Annotated in this window: 13 protein-coding genes and 2 pseudogenes; 6 read left to right on the top strand and 9 right to left on the bottom strand. The window is 73.2% G+C overall.

Features of this window, described 5'->3' with window-relative positions:
• The 8 genes and pseudogenes from GA0115234_RS37290 to GA0115234_RS37255 all read right to left on the bottom strand — a co-directional run.
• Positions 1 to 2,821, bottom strand: a pseudogene (locus GA0115234_RS37290) (hypothetical protein); the annotation flags it as partial.
• A 60-nt stretch (positions 2,822 to 2,881) separates the two neighbouring features.
• Positions 2,882 to 3,814 carry a hypothetical protein gene (locus GA0115234_RS37285; protein WP_093550628.1) on the bottom strand — a complete coding sequence of 311 codons (933 nt, stop codon included), beginning with the start codon at positions 3,812 to 3,814 and terminating at the stop codon, positions 2,882 to 2,884.
• 145 nt (positions 3,815 to 3,959) lie between these two features.
• On the bottom strand, positions 3,960 to 5,486 hold the full coding sequence (locus GA0115234_RS37280) for a hypothetical protein (RefSeq protein ID WP_093550626.1): 1,527 nt from the start codon (positions 5,484 to 5,486) through the stop codon (positions 3,960 to 3,962).
• A gap of 60 nt (positions 5,487 to 5,546) precedes the next feature.
• Complete coding sequence (locus GA0115234_RS37275; protein ID WP_093550624.1) at positions 5,547 to 9,203, bottom strand: hydantoinase B/oxoprolinase family protein; 3,657 nt, start codon at positions 9,201 to 9,203, stop codon at positions 5,547 to 5,549.
• A complete protein-coding gene (locus tag GA0115234_RS37270) occupies positions 9,200 to 9,682 on the bottom strand; it encodes a hypothetical protein (RefSeq protein WP_141718532.1) in 483 nt (160 codons plus the stop codon). Before GA0115234_RS37270 ends, GA0115234_RS37275 begins: the two co-directional genes overlap by 4 nt.
• A gap of 44 nt (positions 9,683 to 9,726) precedes the next feature.
• Positions 9,727 to 10,069: pseudogene (locus tag GA0115234_RS43995) on the bottom strand (glycosyltransferase); the annotation flags it as partial.
• 189 nt (positions 10,070 to 10,258) lie between these two features.
• Complete coding sequence (locus GA0115234_RS37260) at positions 10,259 to 11,677, bottom strand: hypothetical protein (protein WP_093550619.1); 1,419 nt, start codon at positions 11,675 to 11,677, stop codon at positions 10,259 to 10,261.
• 219 nt (positions 11,678 to 11,896) lie between these two features.
• Positions 11,897 to 12,289 (bottom strand): ankyrin repeat domain-containing protein, encoded by a 393-nt coding sequence (locus tag GA0115234_RS37255; protein WP_093550617.1) that lies wholly within the window; start codon positions 12,287 to 12,289, stop codon positions 11,897 to 11,899.
• A 314-nt stretch (positions 12,290 to 12,603) separates the two neighbouring features.
• On the opposite strand from GA0115234_RS37255, the gene GA0115234_RS37250 reads away from it, so the two are divergent.
• Both GA0115234_RS37250 and GA0115234_RS37245 read left to right on the top strand, forming a co-directional pair.
• Positions 12,604 to 12,798: a hypothetical protein gene (locus GA0115234_RS37250; RefSeq protein WP_018103962.1), complete on the top strand. Its 195-nt coding sequence runs from the start codon at positions 12,604 to 12,606 to the stop codon at positions 12,796 to 12,798.
• Between the two features lie 37 nt (positions 12,799 to 12,835).
• On the top strand, positions 12,836 to 14,440 hold the full coding sequence (locus GA0115234_RS37245; RefSeq protein ID WP_256088907.1) for a type IV secretory system conjugative DNA transfer family protein: 1,605 nt from the start codon (positions 12,836 to 12,838) through the stop codon (positions 14,438 to 14,440).
• Between the two features lie 60 nt (positions 14,441 to 14,500).
• On the opposite strand, the gene GA0115234_RS37240 is transcribed toward GA0115234_RS37245, so the two are convergent.
• A complete protein-coding gene (locus GA0115234_RS37240; RefSeq protein WP_093550615.1) occupies positions 14,501 to 16,000 on the bottom strand; it encodes an SCO1417 family MocR-like transcription factor in 1,500 nt (499 codons plus the stop codon).
• Between the two features lie 102 nt (positions 16,001 to 16,102).
• Between GA0115234_RS37240 and GA0115234_RS37235 the strand changes: the two genes are divergently transcribed.
• The 4 genes from GA0115234_RS37235 (at position 16,103) to GA0115234_RS37220 (ending at position 19,658) form a co-directional block, all read left to right on the top strand.
• The gene (locus GA0115234_RS37235; protein WP_093550613.1) at positions 16,103 to 16,825 is read left to right on the top strand and encodes a membrane protein YczE; all 723 of its coding nucleotides are present in this window, start codon (positions 16,103 to 16,105) and stop codon (positions 16,823 to 16,825) included.
• On the top strand, positions 16,822 to 17,586 hold the full coding sequence (locus tag GA0115234_RS37230) for a glycerophosphodiester phosphodiesterase (protein ID WP_093550611.1): 765 nt from the start codon (positions 16,822 to 16,824) through the stop codon (positions 17,584 to 17,586). Before GA0115234_RS37235 ends, GA0115234_RS37230 begins: the two co-directional genes overlap by 4 nt.
• Before the next feature lie 48 nt (positions 17,587 to 17,634).
• The gene (locus GA0115234_RS37225; RefSeq protein ID WP_093550609.1) at positions 17,635 to 19,008 is read left to right on the top strand and encodes an MFS transporter; all 1,374 of its coding nucleotides are present in this window, start codon (positions 17,635 to 17,637) and stop codon (positions 19,006 to 19,008) included.
• A gap of 275 nt (positions 19,009 to 19,283) precedes the next feature.
• A complete protein-coding gene (locus GA0115234_RS37220; protein ID WP_007262928.1) occupies positions 19,284 to 19,658 on the top strand; it encodes an RNA polymerase-binding protein RbpA in 375 nt (124 codons plus the stop codon).
• The last annotated feature ends 72 nt before the right edge of the window (positions 19,659 to 19,730 follow it).

Genomic DNA, 19,730 nt, shown 5'->3' with positions numbered 1-19,730 from the left:
CGGTGTCCGCGGCGGCCTCGTCCGCCTCGGCGCGCACCGTGCGGGCTTCGGCGAGCTCGGCCTCGGCGGTCTCCGCCGCGGTGCGGGCGGTGCGGGCGGCCTCGGCGAGCTCCGCGAGCATGCCGGGCGGGCAGTCGGCCCGCCAGGAGCCGATGCGAGCGGCGAGGGAACGGTCGGCGGTGAGGCGGGCCGCGAGGGTCCGGATGTCCTCGTCACGGGCCGTGGCCCTGCTCCTGAGGGCCTGCCGCTCCTCGTCGGCCGCGTGTTCGTCGTGCATCGCCGGGTTCGGCGGGACGAGGAACACGCCTTCGGTGCTCGCCGCCGGGCCGGCGTCGGCGGCCGGGACGGGGGCGAGCAGCGCGGCGGCGGTGCCGACGGCGACCGCGGAGCGCGGCAGCAGGGCCGCGCCGCTCAGGACCTCGCGGGCGCGGGCGTGCGAGTCGGGGTCGGTGATGACCACGCCGTCGACGAGCTCGGGGCGGGCGGCGAGGACGGCCGCGTGGTCGGCGGGGTCGACGGCCTGGGCGAGGTAGCGCCAGCCGGGCAGGGCGGGGATGCCGTGCTCACCGAGGTACTCGACGGTGGCGAGGACGTCGGGGCCGGGCGGCAACAGCCCGCCGTCGCCCAGCGCGCCGAGGATGCGGGAGTCGTCGGCGGCCGCGGTGCGCAGTTCGAAGAGGCGGCGTTCGGCGGAGGCGATCGACTGGTCGAGCAGCTCCCGCAGCTCGTCGGCGCTGCGGTCGAACTCCTGGGCGGTGAGCGGCTGTTCGTGGGCGGTGGTCTGCTCGGCCGTGGCGGTCCGCGTGCCCTGCGCCGCGCTCGCCGCGTCGCCCGGACGTCCGGGCACCTCCGCGGTGACGGGCCGGTCGACGGCTGCCGGGCCGTTGCCGGTACCGTCCGCGCCGTGCGGGGCGTCAGGGGCCGCGTCCGTTCCGGCCCCGGAGCGGCGGGGGCGGGGCACACCGGTGCCCTGGGGGGCGGGCAGCCCCAGCAGATCGGCCAGCCGGGGGTCCGCGGCGATCGACTCGGCGGCCCTGAGCTCGGCCTCGTAGGACTGTTCCGCGGCCCGTGCGGCGTCGGCCGCGCGCGCCGCCGCGAGTTCGGCGCGGCTGTCGGCGGCCGCGGCCTGCCTGGCCGTGTCGGCCGCCGAGCGGGCGGCCTCCCTGGCGGTGTCCCAGGCGGCGACGGCGGACGTCTCGGCGTCGCTGGCGGCGAGGGCCGCGCGCGCCGGGTCGGCGTCCGGGGCGGTGTCGTCGAGCCAGCCGGCCCGTACCGCCTGGGCCGTCTCCTGCTCGACCTCGGCGAGGCGCTGGCGCAGATGTCCGGCCTCGCTGCGGGCGCGCTGGGCCTCGGTCGCGGCGGTGGTGGCGTCCCGGTGGGCGGTCTCGCCCGCGGCCTGGAGGGTGTCGGAGCGCTCCTCCTCCTCGTTGGCGCGGGTCTCACCGGCCTCGGCGGCGGTGTGCAGCGCCCGGACGAGGTCGGCGGCGGCCTCGGCGCGGGCGGCGAGCGCGGGCGCTGCGTCCCGTTCGGCCTCGCGGATGGCGACGGCCACCCGTGCGGAGCGGTCGGCGGCGGCGCGGTGGCGCAGTACGGCCTCGGCGGCCTGCCAGGCGGAGTACAGGGTGCGGGCGTCGCCCAGCTCGCGGCGTTGGGCGGCGGCGCCCTTCTCGGCCGCGGTCAGGGCCAGGGAGGCGTGCCGGTAGGCCAGTTCGGCGGCGATCAGGGCGCTGCGGCCGCGGGCCTGTTCGGCCGTGGTGACGGTGTGCGCGGCGCCGGTCACCTGCTGGGCCAGCTCGGCGGTCCGGCCGCGTTCCTGTCCGGCGCGGGCGGCGAGCCTGCGGGCGAGCGTACGGGTACGGCGCTCGGCTCCGGCGTGGATGTCCCGGGCACGGGAGCGGGTGCCTGCGGCCTCGACGATCCGGCCGAGGAGGTCGACCGAGCCCGCGGTGAAGTCGCGTTCGGCGGTCAGCTCGGCGCGGCGGCCCAGCTTGTTGCCGAAGCCGCTCACCAGGTCGGCGAGGCCGTCGGTGTCGCGGGTGTCGGTGACGGCGCGGAGCAGCAGGTCAGTGAAGTCGGAGTCCTTCTTGACCGCGAAGAGTCCGGCCGCCTCGCCCTCGTCGGCGTTCATCTCGCGCTGGTAGCGGAAGAGTTCGGGGTCGAGCCCGAGGTCTCCGAGGTGCTCGTTCCAGCGGTCGTGGATCTCTTCCCAGTGCACGTCGAGGTGCTGGTAGAACTTGCCCGCCTCGGTGAGGGCGTCGCGGAAGCCCTTCATCGTGCGCCGTCGGCCCTGCGCGCCGGAGACGCCTTCGACGGGCCGTCGTACGGACGTCGCCTCGGCGACCGGCAGGGAGTCCAGGCTGAGGCCGGGTCCGGGCCGGAAGGAGTACCAGGCCTCGGCGAACTTCCGCGGGTCGTTGGAGACCTGTCGGCCGCGCCATTCGCTGACCTTGCCGACGACCACGCACTCGCCGGTGAGGGTGTGCTGCCACTCCAGGGCGACATGGCCGCAGTCGTCGGCGAGCAGGAACTTGCGCAGCACTCCGGAGCTGGCGCCGCCGAGGGTGTTGCGGTGGCCGGGCAGCATCACCGAGAAGATCAGCTTCAGCAGCACCGACTTGCCGCCGCCGTTCTCCAGGAAGAGCACACCGGCCGGGGCGGGGCGGCGCGGCGGCCCGGTCGGCTCCTCCTCGAAGAACTCCGCCTGGGCCGGCGCGGGGTTGGGCACGGGCTCGCCCACTCCACGCAGGTCAAGCACGGTGTCGGCGTAGCGCGCACCGGCAGGCCCGATGGAGTAGAGGCGGACCCGGGACAGCTCGTACATGGCGGCGGACTCTCGTCGTTCAGGCAGCGGGAGGGAGACGGCGGTGGTGGGGCGGGCCGGTCAGGCGTGGAAGGGCAAGCCCGCGTCGGCGGCCAGCTCCAGGTCGTCGGGGTCGGGCGGCGGGAGCAGCGTCGCCGTGCCATCGGTGACCGGTACGACGCCCAGCTCCAGCAGTTCGGCCATGGCGGCGCTGCCTGCCATGTCGCGGACCTGGAGCTGGTAGCGGGCGGTGGTGCGGAAGGCGCCCCCGGCGTCGTCCCCGGTGCGCTGGAGGAAGCCGGAGTCGGTGAGGAAGGCGACGGCCTTGCCGACGATGCCGGTGGTGGAGCCGGCCAGTCGCCGGGCGTCCTTCGTGGCGCCGGTGGAGCTGCGCCGGGCGTAGATCCGCCAGGCCGCTTCGAGTCCGGGGGCGTCGGTGGCGGGGTCGGTGTTGTCCCCGTGCTCCTCGGCGCGCTCCTCCAGGCGGTGGCACGCCTGGCGTACGAACGAGTCGACGCCGTTGACCGTGATCCGGCCGATGTACGCGTCGTCGGCCAGGTCCTCGGGGCGGGGGAAGGCCATCGCGGCGACGGCGAGGTGGGCGAGCCCGTGCAGGAAGCGGTCGGCGGAGTCGGACGAGGCGCGGCGGGCGTAGTCGCCCATGCGGACGGCGAAGACGGAGTCCTCGCCGGCGGTGACGGCCATGCCGGCGCGGGTGGACACCTCCAGCACGACCAGGCCGAGCCCGGTCGCCACGGCGTCGGCGAGCCGGGCGAAGGCAGGGGCCTCCCGGTAGCGGCGGAGCAGTTCGGCGTATTCGGCGTCGCGGGCGGGGAGCAGCTTGGGCTGGAGGCCGAAGGCGACGAGCCGGGCGGCGTCGGCCGCGTCGGCCGGGGTGACGGGCGGGGCTGCTGTCGTGTGCACCGCCTGGTCGGCGGGGCCCGTGCCCTCCGTCGGGTACGCGGCGGTCGGCTCGCTCCACGCGTCGGTGTGCTGTGCGCGGTGGTCGCTCACGACGGTCGCTCCTTGCTGCGGAAAGTCTTCGGTACGGGGTGGGCGGCGCCGGCTCTCACGGAGTCCGTGCCGGGCGGCGCGGTGCGGTCCGGGTCCGCGGCGCGGGTGTCTGCGAGGAGGGGCGGGGTCGTGCGCGCCGCGCGGGTCATGACGCCTCCGTGCGGTCCGCGGCCATACCAGCCGCGTCCAGCAGGGCCGTGCCCACGATCAGGTCCGCGCCGCCGAACTCCGGGTCGTCGAGCTGCGTGCCGTCGTCGACGGAGAACAGCAGCCGCCTCTCGCCCTGCCGATAGGCGGTTCCGACCGGTGGGCTGGCGGCGTGCACCGCCAGCAGGGCGACCAGGTAGGGCAGTTCGGGATCGCGGCGCCGGGCCTCGGTGAGGAGTCCGGAGAGCCGGCGCGGGGCGTCGTGTTCCAGGTCGAGGAGGTCCATGGCGCTCGCGAGCTGCTCCTCGCTGAACCTGCTGTCGTCGGGGGTGGCGATCAGATCGGGCTCGGGCATCTCGGCGCCCAGGTGCTCCCGCTCCAGGGGCGGGGTGAGCAGCAGGTCGACGAGGTCGCCCACCCGTACCGAGGTGGGGGTGCGCAGCCCGGTGCCGTGGGCGAAGAAGGCGTCGGTGACGCGGATGGCCTGTTCGACGGGGAGCGGCAGCAGCGGGGCGACCAACTGGCCGTACAGATCGAGGCCGGTGCGGGCCGTGGGGGTGGCGAAGGCCTGCCGGTCCTGTTCGGCGCGGAACAGCGGGCCGGCTTCGAGCAGACGGGACTGCAGCTGGGTGTGGCGGCGGATGCAGTCCTTGACGATGTCGACGAGTTCGGCGGCGCGGCGTTTGTGCTCGGGCTCCTCCGCCTCGTCGCGCGCCTTGCGGATGTTGGTGAGGATGGCGTTCTCGTGGCGGTAGCGGTCGGCGACGTGGTCCAGCGCTTCGGCGATCATGTCGGGGACCGCGTTGAGCCAGTCGACGGCGCGGACGTTGCGCCGGGTGGCCTCCAGCGTCTTGCGGAGGGTTTCCGCGTACTGCACGGTGCGGTAGCGGGCCTGCTCGGCGGCGAGCTGCGCGTCCGCGAGGCGGCCCCGGCTGATGAGGACCTCCAGCTTCACCTCTGCGGCGATCTGGGCACTGGTGACGTCCGTGTCGAGGGCGCCGACCAGGACGTTGACCGCTTCGTCGGTGGCCCGGAGGTAGACGGTGCCGCCGTAGCCGGGGACCTCCTCGATCAGCTTGAAGTCGTAGTCCCGGCGGACGTACACCCCGTCGGGGCCGAACGTGCCGTACACCGCGCGGAATCCGCGGTCCACGCTGCCGACGTTGATCAGGTTCTCCAGCACCCAGCGCGCGACCCGCTCGTGCTCGGCGACGGGGCGGCCCGGGGCCTGGGCGGCGACGCGGGGCAGCAGTCTGGTCACTATCTGGTCGTGGTCGGCACCCGTGTCGAAGTCCATGTTGAGGGTGACGAGGTCGATCGCGGCGAGGGCGACCTCGGCCATCGCGTAGACCGTGTACTCACCGGCCAGATTCGCCTTGCGCACATCGAGGTCGTGCAGCGGCGCCGTGCAGGCGAGCGCGCGCAGCCGCCGCGAGAGCCCCTCGTCGGCGGCCGGGCCCGGGGCGGGCCGCGGCCCCGCGCTGAGCTGGGGCGCAGCGTTGTCCGTGTAGGCAGGCGAAGTCACGCTGCACAGATTAGGTCCTCGCACCGACAACGGTCGAAACGGCGCAGAAGCGACCCCGCGTCACCGTTGCTCCTCGCCGCCTCCGGTACGGTCGTCGCGGCCCGGCTCCGGGGTTCCGTAGCCCCCGCCGCCCGGCGTGCGCAGCACCAGGACGTCCCCCGGCTCCAGCTCGGCGGTGTCGCAGCCGCGCAGGGGTGTGTCCGCCCGGCCGTCCGGGTGCTCGATGTGCTGGTCGCCGAGTGTGCCCGGTTCGCCGCCCGCCATTCCGTACGGCCGGACCCGGCGGTGGCCCGAGAGCAGTGCCACGGTGACGGGTTCCAGGAAGCGGAGCCGCCGCTCCACGCCGCAGCCGCCGTGCCGGCGCCCGCCGCCCCCGCTGCCCTCGCGCACCGCGAAGCTCTCCAGCAGGACGGGGTAGCGCCATTCGAGGACTTCGGGGTCGGTGAGGCGGGAGTTGGTCATATGGGTCTGTACGGCGTCGGCGCCGTCGAAGTCCTCGCCCGCGCCCGAACCGCTCGCCACGGTCTCGTAGTACTGGACGCGTTCGTTGCCGAAGGTGAGGTTGTTCATGGTGCCCGAGCCCTCGGCCTGGATGCCGAGGGCCCCGTACAGGGCGCCGGTGACGGCCTGGGACGTCTCCACGTTTCCCGCGACGGTGGCCGCCGGGTGGACGGGGGCCAGCATGGAGCCCTCCGGGATGCGGACCTCCAGGGGTTCGAGGCAGCCGCTGTTGAGGGGGATGTCCTCGGCGACCAGGGTCCGGAAGACGTACAGCACGGCCGCCATGACCACGGATCTCGGCGCGTTGAAATTGCCCGGCTGCTGCGGTGAGGTGCCGGTGAAGTCGACGACCGCGCTGCGGGCGGTCCGGTCGACGGTGAGGGCGACCTCGATGACGGCGCCGTTGTCGGTCTCGTAGCGGTAGGCGCCGTCGTGGAGTCCGGCGAGGATCCGGCGGACGGACTCCTCGGCGTTGTCCTGCACGTGCCCCATGTACGCGGCGACGGCGTCGGGGCCGAACTGTTCGACCATGCGCCGGAGTTCGGCGATGCCCTTCTCGTTGGCGGCGATCTGGGCGCGCAGGTCGGCGAGGTTGGTCTCCGGGTCGCGGGAGGGGTACGCGGCGGTGGTGAGAAGCTCGCGCGTCTCGTCCTCGCGGAACCTGCCGTCGCGTACCAGCAGCCAGTTGTCGAACAGCACGCCTTCCTCGTGGACGGTACGGCTGAAGGCGGGCATGGAGCCGGGGGTGATGCCGCCGATCTCTGCGTGGTGCCCCCGCGAGGCCACCAGGAAGCGCAGCCGGGGCCGTTCGCCGCCGGTCTCGTCGAAGACCGGTGTCACCACGGTCACGTCGGGCAGATGGGTGCCGCCGTGGTACGGATCGTTGACGGCGTACGCGTCACCGGGACGCATCGCGGCGCCGTTGCGCCGCAGCACCTCCTTGATGGACTCGCCCATCGAGCCGAGGTGGACCGGGATGTGCGGGGCGTTGGCGATCAGATTGCCGTCCGCGTCGAAGAGCGCGCAGGAGAAGTCGAGCCGCTCCTTGATGTTGACGGAGTGGGCCGTGTTCTCCAGGCGCACTCCCATCTGCTCGGCGATCGACATGAAGAGGTTGTTGAAGACCTCCAGCATGACGGGGTCGACCCGGGTGCCGACGGCCGTGCGGTCCGGGCGCGGGCGGACCCTGGTGAGCAGCAGATGGCCGGTGTCGGCGGGAACGGCCTGCCAGCCGGGGTCGACGACGGTGGTGGCGTCCGCCTCGGCGATCACCGCGGGGCCGGTCACGGTGTCCCCGGGCCGCAGGTCCTCGCGGCGGTGGAGCGGGGTCTCCTGCCACCGGCCTTCGGTGAACATCCTCACGGTGTCGTGCGGCCGGGGCTTGGCGCCCGTGCGGGGCGTGCGCCCGGCCGGGCGCGGATCGTGCCGGTCCGCCGTTCCGGTCGCCTCGACCGAGACCGCTTCGACGACCAGGGGTTTGTCCATGGTGAACGCGTAGCGCGCCCGGTGCTCGGCGGTGAACGCCGCGGCCATGGCGGGTGCGGTGTCCAGGTCGACGGGCAGGCTCGAATCCGTACCGGCGTAGCGGAGCAGTACGCGGGCGCGGGTGCTGATCGCGTCGTCGGGGACGGCGTCGGCGCGCAGTTCGGCGCGGGTCCGGGCGGCCAGTTCGTCGCAGAGTCCGCCCACCGCGGTCCGGGTCGCCTCGTTCAGTTCCGCCTCCACCGACTGCTCGCGCATCGCGGTGGCGTCAGCGAGACCGATGCCGTACGCGGACAGCACACCCGCCAGCGGCGGTACGAGGACCGTGTCGATGCCCAGGGAGTCGGCTACGGCGCAGACGTGCTGGCCACCGGCGCCGCCGAAGCCGGTCAGGGCGTAGCGGGTGATGTCGTGCCCGCGCTGCACGGAGATCTTCTTGACCGCGTTCGCCATGTTGAGCACGGCGATCTCCAGGAACCCGGCGGCGGTCTCGGCGGCCGTGCGCCGTGTTCCGGTGGCGCGGGTCACGTCCTCGGCGAGCGCGTCGAAGCGTTCGCGGACCAGCGCCGCGTCGAGCGGGAGGTCTCCATCGGGTCCGAAGACGGCCGGGAAGTGGGCGGGCTGGATCCGGCCGAGCATCACATTGGCGTCGGTGACGGTCAGCGGGCCGCCGCGACGGTAGCAGGCCGGCCCGGGGATCGCGCCCGCCGAGTCCGGGCCGACCCGCTGGCGCCGGCCGTCGAAGTGCAGGACGGAGCCGCCGCCGGCCGCGACGGTGTGGATGCTCATCATCGGGGCGCTCATCCGCACACCGGCGACCTGGGTGCCGAGCTCGCGCTCGAACTCGCCCGCGTAGTGGGACACATCGGTGGACGTGCCGCCCATGTCGAAGCCGATGACCCGGCCGAATCCGGCCTGTTCGGAGGTGCGGGCCATACCGACCACGCCACCGGCGGGGCCGGAGAGCACGGCGTCCTTGCCCCGGAAGTGGGAGGCTTCGCGCAGTCCGCCGTTGGACTGCATGAACATCAGCCGGATGCCGTCGAGTTCACCGGCGACCTCGTCGACGTACCGGCGCAGGATCGGCGAGAGGTAGGCGTCGACGACGGTGGTGTCGCCGCGCGGTACGAGCTTGATCAGCGGGCTCACCTCGTGCGAGCAGCTGACCTGGGTGAAGCCCGCCTCGCGGGCGGCTTCGGCCACGGCGCTCTCGTGTCCGGGGTGGCGGTAGCCGTGCATCAGGACGACGGCCGCGCTGCGCAGTCCGTCGGCGCGGGCGGCTCTCAGGCGTTCGGCGACCGCTTCCCGGTCCAGGGGGACGACGACCTCGCCGTGGGCGTCGATCCGCTCGGGTACCTCGATCACCCGCTCGTAGACCGCCTCGGGCAGCAGGATGCGGCGGTCGAAGAGGCGCGGCCGGTTCTGGTACGCGATGCGCAGGGCGTCCCGGAAGCCTTCCGTGATGACCAGGACGGTCGGCTCGCCGCGCCGCTCCAGCAGGGCGTTGGTGGCGACCGTCGTGCCGATCCGTACCGCACCGACCCGGTCGGTGGGGACCGGGTCGGTGGGGCCGAGGCCGAGCAGCGCCCGGATCCCGGCCACGGCGGCGTCGCGGTAGCGGTCCGGGTCGTGGGAGAGCAGCTTGCGGGTGACCAGGCGCCCGCCCGGATCCCGCCCCACGACATCGGTGAACGTCCCGCCCCGGTCGATCCAGAACTCCCAGCGTCCCGTCATCCCTCCATTCTGGCCCGTGCCACGGCCACCGGCGCCGACGGCGCGGCCTGTTCCGCCGTTCCCGGCACACCGCGCGGCGGTAGAGCGGCCGGCGCGCTCCGCAGGGCCTCCTCGGCGCGCCGGTCGAGGTGTGCGCCCGTGCCGCAGGCCCGGTGCCACAGTTCGGCGCCGGCCAGGCACATCAGCTGGGGCAGCAGATCGGTGCTCCTGCGGGCCAGCCGGCCGGTGCCCGCGGTGGCCAGCCGGCGCCATGAGTCGAGGCGGCCCGGGGGCGGTTGGCGTGGTTCGAGCCCCGGTGGCGCACCGAGCGCCAGCCCCCGGGCGGCCAGCAGCGCGTGGAAGCCCGCCGCGACGGTCCGGTGACCGCGTTCGGCCGGATGGAGCCGGTCGGGGCTCCACAGCGAGCGGTCGCCGACCCGGGACCGGTCCGCCAGGTGCAGATGAACGGCGTCGTAGCGGTCGGACAGCGCGTGGACCACGGCGTTCACTCCGGCCTGCCGCCGGGCCAGCGTGTGTCCAGCGGCGCGGGCAGCCCGAGCACGGCACCGGGGTCGGCCAGATGGACGAGTTCGGCGCGGTGTGCGGTGAGGGCGGCGGTCAGCCGTCGGCTCGGCAGTGCGACCCGGACCTGGGTGGGGGTAGCCGGGCAGCGGGAGGGAGGGGACGCGCACCACGGGGCAGGGGGTGCCGGGTTCGAAGATGCCGGGAAGATCCGGACGGGACGTGGTCACCGCTCCGACGGTGGCCGGGGCGACGACGAGCGGTTCGTGGCCGCGGCGGGCGGGATGCCGGGCCGTCTGCAGGGTGCGGTGGGCCACGCCGCTGACATCGGGCGGGAAGGATTCGGTGACGATGACGACACGCATGTCCGTGTTCTCGCCACGCCGGACGTGACCGGGCCGGCTTGGATCTTTCCGTCCGGGGAACGTCCAGTGAGCGTTTGAGCCGGGCGCCGCCGGGTTCCTCCCGCGGGGCCGGGCCGCCTTCCGTGCTTCCGGGCGAGGCCGCCCGTGGTGCGCCGCGCGCCCCCGACGCGCGTCGCTGTCACCGCCCGGTCAGGCCGCAGGGGTGTCGGGCCCGATCCTGCTGCGTACCGCCGTCTGCACCTCGGCCTCCTCGGCCGGGTCGGCGGCGAGGCGGCGGAGTCGCTCGGCGACTCTGATGTCGCCGGTCTCCGCGTGGAGTGCGGCGACCTCCCGGGTGGTCTCCTCGCAGTCCCAGAGGCACTCGACGGCGAATCCGGTGGGGAAGGAGGGGTCGGTGGCGGCCAGTGCGCGGGCCGTCCGGCCGCGCAGATGCGAGGAGGACGTCTCCCGGTAGACATGGCGCAGTACGGGAGCGGCGCAGCCGATGCCCAGCCGTCCCGTGCCGTCGACGAGGGTCCACAGGCGTGGTGCGTCCGGCCCCTCGCCCCGTACGGCCTCGCGGAGCGCGGCGAGGACCACGGGGGCGTCCTGGGCGCCGCCCCGGCAGGCCAGCACACCGGCCGCGGAGGCACCCAGCGCGTCGGGCCGTCGGGCCCAGCGCCGGGCGCGGTCCACCGCCGCGTCGCCGCACATCCGCTCGAAGGCGGAGACGGCCGCGTCGGCGACGGTGCGCGAGGCGCTGACCGCTCCGGTCTCGATCAGGTCGAGTACGGCCGGGTCCCTGGCCTCGGCCAGGTAGTGCAGCGCGGCACAGCGGGCGCCCTCCGGACCGCTGCGGGCGGCCTCGACGATGGTGGGCCGGTCCTCGGGGCCCGCGACGGCGGTGAGGCAGCGGGCGGCCGGCACATGGAGGGGGGTGCCGCGTTCGAGTCCCTGCTGGGCCCAGTCGAAGACCGCCTGGACGCTCCAGCCGGGACGGGGGCCGCCGGGCCGCATCTGGCGCTGCCAGCGGTCGAAGGAGCCCTGTTCCGAGGCGGCCCTGACCCTGGCGCCGACCGTTTCGCGCGGGTCGTCCGCCCAGAGCCGCCAGGGGCGGGGCTCGTAGGCGTCCCGTACGACGGCGGCCAGCTCGGCGGCGCCCTCCGCGGTGGCCGGGAAGCGGCCGAGCACGGGCACGGCGAGGGCGCGCAGTCCCGCGTCGTCGTCGCGGAGGGCGAGCTCGTCCAGGGCCCAGGCCCAGTTGGCACCGGTCGCGGCGTACCGCCGCAGCAGGGCCAGGGCGTCGCCGCGACCGTACGAGGCGAGGTGGCCGAGTACGGCGAGGGCCAGCCCGGTGCGCGAGTCGTCGGTGTCGAGGTGGTCGTCGGGATCGCACAGATGGCGTTCGATCTCTTCGATGCCGCCGTCGAGGTCGAGATAGAGGCGCGCGTAGTAGAGGGAGCGGTTCTCCACCTGCCAGTCGTGACGCGGATCGCTCAGGACGCAGTGGTTGAGAGCCGCCAGGGCCTCGGGGCGTGGTGCGGCGAGCGCGTGGAGCGTTCCATCGCCACGGCCCCTCTGCAGCAGGCCGAGCAGGGTGCCGCTCGGCGCTATGAACGGATCAAACATGGAAAAAGCCTCACATCAAGCTGTCGACGCAACCGGGACTGTGCAGTTCCAAGTGCCGGGTGGGCACTACGCCGCGCAGCAACATGATCGGCCGACCGCCGTCTTCTGCTTGGTGTAGACCATCTTCCTCTGCCTCTCGTCGGTGGCCCGGAACCGGGCCCGCGACGTCATGATGACCCAGCCATTTCGCCACCGCGACCACATTTACGACGTACCCGGTCAGCGGGAACCGAAGAGTTCCAGCAGGTCGGCCTTGCCGAACATGCGGGCGGTGTCGACGGCGGAGGGTGTTCCTGCGGCCGGATCCGCCCCGGCGGAGAGCAGCGCCTCGATCACCGCGCCCTCTCCCTTGAAAACGGCACCGGCGAGCGGCGTCTGCCCGCGGTCGTTGGCCCGGTCCGGGTCGGCGCCCCGGCCGACGAGGGCCGTGACGGCGGCGGCGTGCCCGTGGTAGGCGGCGAGCATCAGCAGCGTGTCGCCCCGGTCGTTGGTGAGGTTCGCGGGGACGCCCGCGTCGACGTACGCGGCGAGCGCCTCGGTCTCACCGCGGCGGGCGAGGTCGAAGACCTTCGTCGCCAGCTCGACCACCTCGGGATCGGGGGTTTCGCTCATCGGACGGACCGCCTTCCATTATCCGGTTTCACCACTGTCGACCTGCCGGGACGTACGCCGTGGGGCCGTACGAGTGAACCGACAGGGTACTGCCCGACCGGGCACATGCCCCGGCCCCACCCGTGGCAGAGGATCACGAAGGGTGCGGCGGAACGGTACGCGACACCGCACGTGCCGCCCCACCGGGACCACCCGGGCGGCCATTCAAGTGAAAATAACGACTTTTCACCCAAATGCAGCTTTTATCGTATAGATACTTCCGGTGAACCTGGAAGGACTCATGGTGACTGTCCCCCCAACCAGGAGAACCACTCATGATCCTGTCCATGTCAGGCGTCGTCATTCTCGGCATCATCGTCTTCCTGTTCTTCAGGAAGGACGGCCTCAAGGCCTCGCACGCCCTCGTCACTGCCCTGTTCGGTTTCTATCTGGCAGGCACCGCCATCGCGCCGAGCATCACCGCGGGCGGCGCGAGTCTCGCCGGCCTCCTGGGCGGGATCAAGTTCTGACCCTCCGCGACCGCTCCCACCCCTTCAGGAGACCGACGTGGCCCGGCGACCACTCCCCCGCATTCTGAGCAGCGGCAACGCCTCGATCACTCGCAGTCGCGAGTTCGCGCGCACGGCCGCCGACAACGCCACGGACGTCCTCCAGCCGCTGATCACGATCACGCGTGGTCTGCGGCTGCTGGCCGGAGCCGGACGGCAGAAGTGGGCCGCGACGCCCAAGGACAAGCGTGGCCCCGCGCTGTTCCTCGTCGCGGCCTGCGTACTCGCCTTCGCGCTCATGCCGTACGGCAGTCTGATCGCCCTGGTGTCGGTGATGGCCGCCGCCGCCTGGAAGGGGCGGGAGCGGACCCCCGTGAAGACCGGTCCCGACGAGGCGGAGACGGCACGGCTGCGGTCGCTGTACGAGGCGCTCGTGCCGTACTTCTCCGTGGCCGACGACCCCGGTCCGCTGTTCTCCCACGGCGGCGACTGGGAGAAGGCCTTCAGCGGCTACGAGTTCGACGGCGACGGGCGGCTGACCCGCCTCCAGGTCACGTACCCCGCCTACTTCACCGACAGCGAGGCCGCCTCCCGCGCCCGGATCGAGCGGCTGCTCCACGCCAAGTCCGGCCGTGGCCGCGAGTACCACTTCGCCTGGGACGAGGAGGGCAACCATCTCGTCATGACCGTCCTCGGCGCCCTGCCCACGTCGATCGGCGCCCAGCGCTTCGTCACCGCCCCCGGCGAGACCGTACTCGGCTTCACCGACGGCGACGCGGTGCAGCGCACGGTTCCGGTGCACGACGGCGACACCACCCTCGATGTCCCCCCGGTCGTCTGGCGGACCGGCGCCCGCTCCACCGAACCGCACCTGCTGGCGATCGGGCAGCCCGGCAGCGGCACCACGACCCTGATGCGCTCCATCGCCCTGCAGGCGCTCCAGCACGGCGACATCCTGATCGTCGACGGCAGCGGAACCGGCGAGTACGCCTTCCTGACCGGGCGCGACGGCGTACTGGCCGTGGAGTGCGGTCTGACCGGCGCGCTGGCCACCCTGGAATGGGCGGCCCACGAGACGGAACGGCGGCTCATCGCCGCGAACCGGGCCCGGCAGGCCGGCCACCCCCTGCCCGACGACATCAGGCGCCCGCTCTGGATCCTGCTCGACCGGCCCGGCGCCCTCGGCCATCTGGCCGCCGCCGACGGCAGGCCGGACCCGCAGGAGCTGCTCCAGGTGCCGCTGCGGCACGGCAGGGCGGCCGGCGTCACCGTGGTCCTCACCGATCAGTTCGACAGCCTGGACACCCTCGGCGAGACCGTGCGGACCCACTGCCGGGCCCGGGCCGTGCTCGGCCACTGCTCCCGCGAGCAGGTGGAATCGGTGCTCGGCACCGAGCCGCACACCACCCCGGCCGCCGATGTCCCGCCCGGCCGCGGATACGCGCGCCTCGGCACCGGTCCGGTGCTGCGGCTCCAGGTCCCGGCCACCCCCGATCCGTACGACGAGGCGACCGGCGAGGCGCAGCGGCAGGCGGTCCTCGGGCTGCTCCCCGAGCGGCACACGGCGGTCGAGGCGGCCGTACCGGCCGGGGCGGGCGTCCCGGACCCGGCACTGCCGCGCACCGCCACCGTGGCCGTCGAGGGCCTGGTCGTCACCGACTGAACGGACCCGGACACGGAGGGGCGGGGTGACCGATCGGTCACCCCGCCCCTCCGTGTCCGGTCAGGCGACGAACGTCCGCGGCGCCTCGATCCCCGCACCCGCCCCCGACCCGACCAGCCGGGCCGCCGCCGCGAGCCGGGCCGCCGCCTCGTCCGCGACCGGCCCCGCGACCGTGAACGGCAGCCGCACGTACCCCTCGAAGGCGCCGTCGACCCCGAACCGGGGACCGGACGGGACCCGGACTCCGACCCGCTCCCCGGCCACCGCCAGCCGGGAGCCGGAGAGGCCGCCGGTGCGCACCCAGAGCGTCAGACCGCCGCGCGGGACGGAGAACTCCCAGTCGGGCAGCTCCCGGCGGACCGCGGCGACGAGCGCGTCCCGGTTCTCCCGGGCCTGTTCGCGCCGGACCTGCACGGCCTCCTCCCAGCCGCCGGTACGCATCAGCCAGTTCACGGCGAGCTGTTCGAGGACCGGCGTGCCCATGTCGGCGTAGGCGCGGGCGGCTACCAGGCTGCGGATCACGTCCGGGGCGGCGCGCACCCAGCCGATCCGCATGCCCGCCCAGAAGGCCTTGCTCGCCGACCCGACCGTGATCACGGTGGAGCCCGCCGGGTCGAAGGCGCAGACGCGGCGGGGCATCCGCACCTCGGGGTCGAGGCAGAGCTCGTTCATGGTCTCGTCGACGACCAGGACCGTTCCGGCGGAGCGGGCCGCGTCCACCAGCGCACGCCGCCGGTCCTCGTCGGCCAGCGCGCCGGTCGGGTTGTGGAAGTCGGCGACGACATAGGCGAGCCGCGGTGCCGCGTCCCGCAGCACCTGCCGCCACCGGTTCATGTCCCAGCCGGCGAGCCCCTCCTCCATCGCCACCGGCACCAGCCGGGCACCCGTCTCCCGCATCAGCTGAAGGATGTTGGCGTAGCTCGGGGACTCCACCGCGATCCGCTCGCCGCGGCCCGCGAAGAGGTGGCAGATCGCGTCGATCGCGCCCATGGCACCGGTGGTGACCATGATCTGTTCGGGCATGGTCGGGATGCCCCGCCCGGTGTAGCGGTCGGCGATCATCTGCCGCAGCGCGGGCAGGCCCGCCGGGTAGTCGCCGTGGGTGTGGGCGTACGGCGCGAGCTCCTCGAGGGCGCCCTGGACCGCCCGGGTCAGCCACGGTTCGGGGGCGGGCAGCGAGGCGCAGCCCAGGTCGATCATCGAGCCGAGGGACTCCGGGGGCAGCGGCTCCAGACCGCGCGCGGGCAGCGGGTTCCCCGCGGGCACGGCGGTCCAGCTGCCCGCTCCCCGGCGGGACTCCAGGAACCCCTCGGTGCGCAGCGTCTCGTACGCGGCGGCGACGGTGGTGCGGCTGACGGAGAGGGCGAGCGCCAGTTCGCGTTCGGCGGGGAGCCTGGCGGCGACCGGCACCCGGCCTTCGAGGACCAGCAGGCGGATCCCGTCGGCCAGCGCGCGATAGGCGGGCGGTCTGCGGGCGCCCTGTCCGGCGGGCCGGGGCTGTTGGGCCCGGAGCTGCCGGGCGAGCTGTGCCGCACCCACCGCCGAAGTCCACTGAGCCATGGAAATCAGTCCACCTTCCTCGGATTGGCCATAGTTGGCGGCCAATCCCCTGCCACAGAGTGACATGCGGCAGTCCACTACCACCACACCAGGGGGCACTCCTTGTCCACCGCCGCCGTCCCTCGCGGGGCGCACCTCACCCGTCGGCTGATCCAGCTGTACGTCGGTCTCGCGCTGTACGGGGCCAGCTCCGCGCTCCTGGTCCGCGCCGGTCTGGGGCTCGAACCCTGGGGCGTGCTGCACCAGGGACTCGCCGAGCGCACCAGCCTGTCCATCGGGGTCGTCTCGATCATCGTCGGTGCCGCCGTTCTGCTGCTGTGGATCCCGCTCCGGCAGCGTCCGGGGCTGGGCACCGTCTCCAATGTCTTCGCCGTCGGGATCGCCATGGACGGCACGCTCGCGCTCGTACCCGAGGTGCACGGCCTGGTCGCGCAGATCGCCGTGCTGGTCGCGGGGGTCGTGGTCAATGGCGTCGCCACCGGGCTGTACATAGCCGCGCGGTTCGGGCCGGGTCCCCGCGACGGTCTCATGACCGGGCTGCATCTGCGCACCGGCCGGTCCGTACGGCTGGTGCGGACGCTGATCGAGGTGGTGGTCGTGGTGACCGGCTTCCTGCTCGGCGGCTCCCTGGGCGTGGGCACGGTCCTGTACGCCCTGGCCATCGGTCCGCTCGCCCAGTTCTTCCTGCGCGTCTTCGCGGTCGGCGGGAAGCCGGCCGGGCAGCAGCCCGGGGCCGGCGAGAAGGGCGCCGTCGCGCCCGCGCCGGGCAACGGCGACGCCGCCGTCACCGCCCGGACACCGGAGCAGGCCATACTTCCGCAGTGACCTCAGTACGCCATCCCTACCTGGACCATCCCGCGACGATCCCCTTCGCCCACCGGGGCGGCGCGGCGGACGGGATCGAGAACACCGCGGCCGCGTTCCGCCGGGCCGCCGACGCCGGGTACCGCTATTTCGAGACCGATGTGCACACCACGTCGGACGGCCGCCTGATGGCCTTCCACGACGCCACCCTGGACCGGGTGACGGACGCCCGCGGCCGGATCGCCGAGCTGCCCTGGAGCGAGGTGCGGCGGGCCAGGGTGGCGGGCCGGGAGCCGCTGCCGCTGTTCGAGGAACTGCTGGAGACGTTCCCCGGGGCCCGCTGGAACGTCGATATCAAGGCCGGGTCCGCGCTGGTCCCGCTGGTCGAGCTGATCCGCCGCACGGATGCCTGGGACCGGGTGTGCGTCGGCTCGTTCTCGGAGGCCCGGGTCGCCAGGGCCCACCGGCTGGCCGGCCCCCGCCTCGCCACCTCCTATGGCGTCCGCGGCGTGCTGGGCCTGCGGCTGCGCTCGTACGGGATACCGGCGGCGCTGCGGGCGGGCGCGGTGTGCGCGCAGGTGCCGGAGAGCCAGAACGGCGTCCGGGTGGTCGACCGGCGGTTCGTGCGCGAGGCGCACGCACGCGGACTCCAGGTGCACGTCTGGACCGTGAACGAGCCCGAGCGGATGGCAGCGCTCCTCGATCTCGGCGTGGATGGCATCATGACCGATCACATCGAGACGCTGCGCACGGTGCTGAGCGAGCGGGGGGCCTGGGCCTGACGCGGGCCGTGCGAGGGTCTTCACGGGGATGAGACGAGGGGATGCGGGTTGAGCGCCGAGACCGCGGAGACCGCCGAGCCGACGGAACCACCGGCGGATTCCGCCGATGCCGCGAGCCGCAGACGTGAGCAACACGGCTGGTACTTCTACGACTTCGCCTGCTCCGTCTATTCGACGAGCGTCCTGACGGTCTTCATCGGCCCCTATCTCACCTCGATAGCCAAGGCGGCCTCCGACGCCGACGGCTTCGTGCACCCGCTGGGCATTCCGGTCCGCGCCGGGTCGCTGTTCGCCTACGCCGTCTCCGTGTCGGTCGTGGTCGCGGTGATCGTGATGCCGATCGCGGGCGCCGCCGCGGACCGTACGGGGCGCAAGAAGCCACTGCTCGCGGCCGCCGCCTACACGGGGGCCGCCGCGACCACCGGCATGTTCTTCCTGGACGGTCACCGCTATCTGCTGGGCGCGTTCCTGCTGATCGTGGCGAACGCCGCGATCTCGGTGTCGATGGTGCTCTACAACGCCTATCTTCCGCAGATCGCCGGACCGGAGGAGCGGGACGCGGTCTCCTCGCGCGGCTGGGCCTTCGGCTACACCTCGGGCGCCCTCGTCCTGATCCTGAACCTGGTCCTCTACACGGGGCACGACTCCTTCGGCCTCTCCGAGTCCGACTCGGTACGGATCTGTCTCGCGTCGGCCGGCCTCTGGTGGGGCGCCTTCACGCTCGTACCGCTGCGCCGGCTGCGCGACCGGCATGTGTCGACGGGCGGCGAGGGGGCGGTCGGCTCGGGCTGGCGGCAGCTGCTGACCACCCTGCGCGACATGCGCCGCCATCCGCTGACGCTCTCCTTCCTGCTGGCGTACCTCGTCTACAACGACGGCGTGCAGACGGTGATCTCCCAGGCATCGGTCTACGGCTCGGAGGAGCTGGACCTCGACCAGACGACCCTGATCACGGCGGTGCTGCTGGTCCAGGTGCTCGCGGTGGCCGGAGCGCTGGGGATGGGGCGGCTGGCGCGGGTGTACGGAGCGAAGCGCACGATCCTCGGTTCACTCATCGTCTGGACGCTGATCCTCGTCGCCGGCTATTTCCTCCCCGCCGGAGCGCCGGTCTTCTTCTATGCGCTGGCGTCGGCGATCGGCCTGGTGCTGGGCGGCAGCCAGGCGCTGTCGCGCTCGCTCTTCTCCCATCTGGTGCCGCGCGGCAAGGAGGCCGAGTACTTCTCCGCGTACGAGATGAGCGACCGCGGGCTGAGCTGGCTGGGGCCGCTGGTGTTCGGCCTCGCGTACCAGCTGACCGGCAGTTACCGGGATGCGATCATCTCGCTGGTGATCTTCTTCGTGGTCGGTTCGGTGCTGCTCGCGAGGGTGCCGGTCCGGCGGGCCGTGGCGGCCGCGGGCAATCCCGTTCCGGAACGGATTTAGACGTTGAAGTGAAAGGCCGGTAGTGTACGCCTTTGGCCTGCCCGGAGGACCGTTACTGCGAGCGGAAGAACCCGAACCGTTGGGTGACAACTTCCACCAAATGTGACAAACCGGGCATCGCTGGGTACTTGAAACCCTGGGAAACCTGAAAAAGCAGCGGCACGACGGGCGACGCATGACCGGCAACGGGAATCTTTACCGCCGACCGGACGTTGACCGGATGACGACGACAGCGACACCTGTCCTGTGGGCGACAAGCCCGGGAGGCACGATTCATGAGTGAGCGAGCTCTCCGCGGCACGCGACTCGTGGTTACCAGCTACGAGACGGACCGCGGCATCGATCTGGCCCCGCGCCAGGCGGTGGAGTACGCATGCCAGAACGGACATCGATTTGAGATGCCGTTCTCGGTAGAGGCGGAAATTCCGCCGGAGTGGGAGTGCAAGGCGTGCGGCGCCATGGCACTCCTGGTGGACGGGGATGGCCCCGAGGAGAAGAAGGGCAAGCCTGCGCGCACGCACTGGGACATGCTCATGGAGCGGCGCACACGCGAGGAGCTGGAGGAAGTGCTGGCCGAGAGGCTGGCGGTCCTGCGTTCCGGAGCCATGAACATCGCCGTGCATCCGCGGGACAGCAGGAAGTCTGCCTGACTGACCGCGTAACACCTCAGTACGACAGAGCCGCGGGCCGTGACACCGACTGTGTGTCACGGCCCGCGGCTC

Source organism: Streptomyces sp. DvalAA-43, from assembly GCF_900091725.1.
Classification (GTDB): Bacteria; Actinomycetota; Actinomycetes; order Streptomycetales; family Streptomycetaceae; genus Streptomyces; species Streptomyces pulveraceus.
This window is presented reverse-complemented; position numbering and strand designations above follow the sequence as displayed.

Excerpts from the sequence above, each read along its gene's own strand:
- GA0115234_RS37275 (WP_093550624.1), bottom strand. The coding sequence starts at position 9,203 with ATGACGGGACGCTGGGAGTTCTGGATCGACCGGGGCGGGACGTTCACC.
- GA0115234_RS37260 (WP_093550619.1), bottom strand. The coding sequence starts at position 11,677 with ATGTTTGATCCGTTCATAGCGCCGAGCGGCACCCTGCTCGGCCTGCTG.
- GA0115234_RS37255 (WP_093550617.1), bottom strand. The coding sequence starts at position 12,289 with ATGAGCGAAACCCCCGATCCCGAGGTGGTCGAGCTGGCGACGAAGGTC.
- GA0115234_RS37250 (WP_018103962.1), top strand. The coding sequence starts at position 12,604 with ATGATCCTGTCCATGTCAGGCGTCGTCATTCTCGGCATCATCGTCTTC.
- GA0115234_RS37240 (WP_093550615.1), bottom strand. The coding sequence starts at position 16,000 with ATGGCTCAGTGGACTTCGGCGGTGGGTGCGGCACAGCTCGCCCGGCAG.
- GA0115234_RS37220 (WP_007262928.1), top strand. The coding sequence starts at position 19,284 with ATGAGTGAGCGAGCTCTCCGCGGCACGCGACTCGTGGTTACCAGCTAC.